The organism is Paenibacillus sp. P4_A9, assembly GCF_056402415.1.
In genome coordinates this window covers 1-5,301 of sequence record NZ_JBFUHL010000136.1, presented here as the reverse complement: position 1 = coordinate 5,301, position 5,301 = coordinate 1, and the positions used below count along the sequence as shown (strand labels likewise).

Annotated in this window: 4 protein-coding genes and 1 pseudogene; all 5 read left to right on the top strand. The window is 43.3% G+C overall.

Annotated elements, in window-relative coordinates; genetic code table 11:
- Window positions 1-377 (top strand): annotated as a pseudogene (locus AC1DVJ_RS29850) (NAD-dependent epimerase/dehydratase family protein); the annotation flags it as partial.
- On the top strand, window positions 370-1,293 hold the full coding sequence (locus tag AC1DVJ_RS29845; RefSeq protein ID WP_477596353.1) for a hypothetical protein: 924 nt from the start codon (window positions 370-372) through the stop codon (window positions 1,291-1,293). The pseudogene AC1DVJ_RS29850 and the gene AC1DVJ_RS29845, both read left to right, overlap by 8 nt.
- Window positions 1,274-3,094, top strand: coding sequence for a DUF2194 domain-containing protein (locus tag AC1DVJ_RS29840; RefSeq protein ID WP_477596351.1), 1,821 nt, complete (start codon window positions 1,274-1,276; stop codon window positions 3,092-3,094). Before AC1DVJ_RS29845 ends, AC1DVJ_RS29840 begins: the two co-directional genes overlap by 20 nt.
- The gene (pelF, locus tag AC1DVJ_RS29835) at window positions 3,091-4,533 is read left to right on the top strand and encodes a GT4 family glycosyltransferase PelF (protein WP_477596349.1); all 1,443 of its coding nucleotides are present in this window, start codon (window positions 3,091-3,093) and stop codon (window positions 4,531-4,533) included. Before AC1DVJ_RS29840 ends, pelF begins: the two co-directional genes overlap by 4 nt.
- On the top strand, window positions 4,521-5,301 hold a 781-nt coding region (gene pelG / locus AC1DVJ_RS29830; RefSeq protein ID WP_477596347.1), incomplete at its 3' end, for an exopolysaccharide Pel transporter PelG. The genes pelF and pelG, both read left to right, overlap by 13 nt.

Sequence of the window (5,301 nt, the reverse complement as noted above, 5' to 3'; positions counted from 1 at the left end):
ATTTAATCTCATCTGCTCTGTCACGAGCACTTTCCTATGTGGAGGCAACGGCTATTCAGAGATATATGGATGGAACGCCAGTTTTGAGGCCGGAGGTTTTTGCGGATATATTAGCAAGCAAACAACTCGCTAATGATAAGCATGGCGTCGAGTATATGCTGCTTACACCCATTGAAACCTTTGAATTTTCCGATGAAATGCCTCAAAAGGTTTCAAAATTTCTGCGGGAAACGGATTATCTAGGAATGAGCATGGACGGTAAGCTTGTCGTTCTTCTCTCTAATTCTAGTCAGGAGGAAGCATCCTTCGTCTTAAACCGTTTTGAGCAAAATGGCATTTATATGCGCATGGTAGAAGAGGAGTATAGTTATGCTTGAGTCGGTACTGCTTAGTTACATGGCATTGTGCATTGTATACATCAGTATCCGGCATCGACATGACAAGAAGGAAGCCTGGGTTCGAATCGTCCTAGCAGTCGGATTTCCTGTCATCGGATTTCTGTTGCCTTCTTTTCGCTCCAAGCGTTGGCATGAACGGAATGATACACGTCATGAACGAGCGAGGAAGGAGTTATTCGACGATATTCTTGTCGAAAACGTCACGCTTCCGAATATTGTGAGCAAATTAGAAACGGAAAAGGAAATGAATGTAGTCCCGCTGGAGGAAGCGCTGCTAGTTAACGACTTATCTACGAGACGCCGCGTAATGATAGATTTGCTGAAGCAGGACTCTTTGGACTATCTTGAAGTTCTTCAGATGGCCGTCAGTAACGAAGACACGGAAACCTCGCATTATGCAGTCAGCGCGATTATGGAAATGAAGCGAAAAATAGTGATCAATCTGCAAGAGCTGGCGGTTAAGTTCGAGGAGAATAAGAAGGACGCTCATGTACTGCTTTCTTACGCTGAAATATTGAAGTCCTATATGAGAAGTGGTTTTCTAGATGAACGAACCCGAATTAAGTATAGCTACACCTACACGAACGTGTTGAAATTATTAATTGAACAAGTCCCAGAAGCTAGAGAAGTCTATGTCGATAAGATTCGAACGGATCTTGATTTGGGGGAGTTTACAGAAGCGGAAGAAACTGCGTTACAGTATTTAAAGCAATTTCCACTACGTGAAGATTCTTATCTGAGTCTAATGAATGTCTATTATACAATGCGTTCGATCGAGAAATTAAAATCGACACTGATAGAACTAAGGAAATCTCCTATACGATTATCGAATCAGGCATTAACTGTTGTGAGGTTTTGGTCAGAGGAGAAATCAGATGAAAAAAGTCAGACTTAAACGTAACGTCTACATCATTCTAATCGGCATTTTGTTTCTGGCTGTCGCCGTGCAAGTCACGAATTCGCAATTCATTCTACAATTTAACCGCAACGGTACGGAGAATGGCATCTTGAAAGGGTTGAAGCCGGCAGTCGATCAGGTACAGACTTCTGGCAAACCTTATTGTGTTGTATTTGATGGCACAGATGATTTCAGTAAGAAGCTAAAGTCACAAACGGAGCTTGTTTTGGGGTATTTGAAAAAGCCGGCAAAGTCGTTCGATGTCCAAAGCGGAGCGTTTCAGGCAAACGGATGCCAAGTTGTCATATCCACATTAATGAGCATGGAGTTGATCGGTAATCTTGACGAGCTCGMTCAATATGTGAAACAAGGCGGTTATGTATTCCAGGAGTCGATTCCCAAGAAGGGGGATGCCTTCTACAGGCTTTACCGTAAGATGGGGATTGTGAATGCAGGCGATGAGATTGAGGCGCAGGGGGTTCATCTGACTTCCAATGTTCTACTTGGTGAGGAGAATTTAATTGTTGACGATCCGTTTATCGTAAATTCGGTGATGATAGTAGAGCTAGATCAGAAGAGCAGAGTTTTAGTGAAAACAGCAGATGGCGTTCCTATGTTGTGGGATTATCCATATGGCCAAGGGAAGTTTATGGTATTTAATGGGACAATGCTGCAGGAAAAGATAAATCGCGGATTAATTGCGGGTGCTCTCAGTATGCTGGAGCCTGTGTTTGTATACCCAATCTTTAATTCAAAGATCGTCTATATCGATGATTTTCCTGCACCGGTAACAACAAAAATATATCCCGAGATCTATAATGAATATCGCAAAACGACGCCTGAATTCTATAAAGATATTTGGTGGCCTGATATGCTCGCAGTAGCAAAGAAAAACAATGTGAAATATACGGCTGTGCTGATTGAATCTTATCAGAATCGCGTGCAGCCTCCATTTGAATCTCCGACAGACAAGGATTCCAAGGGACTCATCTCCTATGGACGAGAGGTGCTGAAGAGCGGTGGAGAGATTGGGATGCATGGATATAATCATCAATCCTTAACACGCAGCCAAGGAGTCGCGGATGCGTTCAAGTATACGGCATGGAATACGATCAATGACATGGCGGAAGCTACCAAGGAAGCTGTGAATTTCGCACACAAGGCTTTTCCTAGTTATTCTATGGTTTCTTATGTCCCTCCTTCGAATGTGCTAAGTGAGGAAGGTAGAGAAGCTTTAAAGAAGAGCTGGCCGTCTCTAGCAGTTATTGCTTCTTTATATCCAGAAGATGGTGAAAAGCTTTCGTATATTCAGGAGTATAGCATTGCAGATGATGGAATCGTGGAGATGCCAAGGGTTACATCTGGATATACCGAAAGGTCAGTAGARCGTTGGTTAATGGCTAATACGATAACGACTCATGGGATTTTCTCTCATTTTGTGCATCCCGATGACGTTTATTCGGAAGATCGTAATGGGGGATTAACATGGAACAAGATGTATAAAAATTTTTCCGAGATGCTTAATCGCATCGATCAAACCTATCCTTGGCTAAGGGCAATGACGTCAGCGGAGGCTGCAATCGATATGGAGCAAGAACTTGCGAGTCAAGTAGCGCTAAGCAGGGAAGGAAATGTGCTGCATGGCAAGATTACACCTTTTCAGACCCACGCATTCTTTATCGCAAGGATGGATAATAAAATAGGCAAGCTTCATGGCTGCAAGGTTGAGAAAATTGACACAAATACCTATTTAATTACTGTGAATAAAAATGAATTTGACATTGAATTGGGTGGATGAAGAATATGCGTATCTGTATCATCGCCGAAGGCTCCTATCCTTACGTAACCGGAGGGGTCTCAAGTTGGATTCATTCCTTGATTACGAATATACCAGAGCATGAATTTGTCATATTCACCATTGGTGCCTTCGAGAAGCAACGAGGTCAATTTAAATATAAACTGCCGTCCAATGTAGTCGAGGTAAAGGAAATATTTCTTGATGCCTACATGCGGGAAGCAGGTGAATGGGGTCATCGGTTTCGATTGACAACAAGTGAGCAGGTGTCGTTTCAATCCTTGCTTGGCGGAAAAGGTCATGTGGTATGGAGCGATATCTTTAATTTGCTGCGAACGAAGCAGTTTCGTGTAGCGGCTGATTTTCTGATGAGTAAAGATTATTTCGATTTGTTGGTAGCGTTGTGCAAAGAGCGATATCCGCAGATTCCATTCACGGAAATGTTCTGGACGGTTCGCTCMATGGTGCTTCCGTTATTTCTATCCATCCGTCATGATATCCCGAAAGCCGACCTGTATCACAGTGTCTCCACGGGTTATGCAGGTGTAATTGGTGCGTTAGCGAAACATCYGTATGATAAACCATTTCTGGTAACGGAGCATGGCATTTACTCTCGTGAACGTGAAGAGGAAATTATTAAAGCTGGCTGGGTGAAGGGTTATTTTAAAGACCTATGGATTGAATACTTKTACCGACTGTCTGAGTGTGCTTATGGCAGTGCGGACGAAGTTATTACCTTATTTAATCGAAATCGTGAGATTGAAGTTGAGCTGGGCTGCAGCCCAGAGAAAATTAAAATCATTCCAAATGGCGTTAGTCTTGCAGATTATGAAGAAGTCATACAGGAGAAACGTCCAGACGATTCCATCGTGCGCATTGGTGCAATCGTACGTGTGGTTCCGATCAAAGATATCAAGACGATGATTCAAAGCTTTGCGCTTGTGAAGCGGGAAGTGCCGAATGCTGAGTTATATATCATGGGACCATCCGAGGAGGATGAGGAATACCTGAAAGAGTGTCAGCAGCTCGTAGAGACGCTACAAGTGGAGGATATTATTTTTACCGGGGAAGTGCGGATTAAAGAATATTTAGGTCGCATGGATATGTTAGTGCTGTCTAGTGTAAGCGAAGGAATGCCACTGGCGATTCTTGAAGGAATGGCTAGCGGCATGCCATTTGTCGCGACGGATGTGGGAAGCTGTCGCGAGCTGCTTCATGGCAGGGAAGACAACATAGGCCCGTGCGGGATCATCGTTCCCGTCATGCATTATGACCAGATGGCGACAGCTCTCATCAAGCTTTGCAAGAATAAAAAGCTGCGGGAAGATATGGGAAGAAACGGGCTAGAGCGTGCTGGGAAGTACTATACCAGGAAGCAGTTTATTGAAGGTTATCAAAGTCTGTACGACTCATATAAGGAGTTGAATGTATGGCAGGTATAGGATTCGAGCTGAGGAGACTGTTTGGTGGACAAGGGCTGTTAAATAGCTTCAGAGCCTATGCTTATTCATCTATGACGACAGTAGGGCCGATGATTTTATGCATGAGCACTATTGTGTTTATGCAGAGGTTCATGCTCAATGCAGAATCACCTTATTTGGAACGTCAGCTTTTCMTCGCGACTGTCGTGTATTGTTTCATTTTCTCTGTTCTCATTACCGGAGGGTTATCCATGATCGTGACCCGGTATATTTCGGATATGATCTATCTAAAAAAATTCGAGCATCTGCTTTCTTCTTATTATGGGGCGATTGCAGTGGCATTACCGATAGGATCGCTTGTTGCATGGCTTTTTCTACGAAAAGTGACAGCAGGAATCGGCTACAAAGCTGCTGCCTATCTATTCTTCTCCGAATTAATTGTTATCTGGCTGCAGTCGGTGCACTTATCTGCGCTTAAGGATTACAAAAGAATCGTTCGCAACTTTTGTTATGGTGTTGTCATTGCCATAGCGGGCTCGTGGTTGCTTTTGAAATATACGCCTTATAAGAGTGCCACAGCTGTTCTAACCATGATGGATATCGGCTTTATGCTAATCATGCTGCTGACCGCCTACCATTTCGAGCAAAAGTTTCCTCGGAAATCTAGTCGCGTCTATTTTGACTTTTTCGCTTATTTCCGTAAATATCCGTCATTATTCTTTATAGGAACCTTTTTTTACTCTGGAGTGTATGTACACAGCTTCGTCTATTGGTTCACTCCTTATAGTG

Bases quoted from the DNA above. Each gene is read 5' to 3' on its own strand.
- AC1DVJ_RS29845 (WP_477596353.1), top strand. From the start codon at position 370: ATGCTTGAGTCGGTACTGCTTAGTTACATGGCATTGTGCATTGTATAC.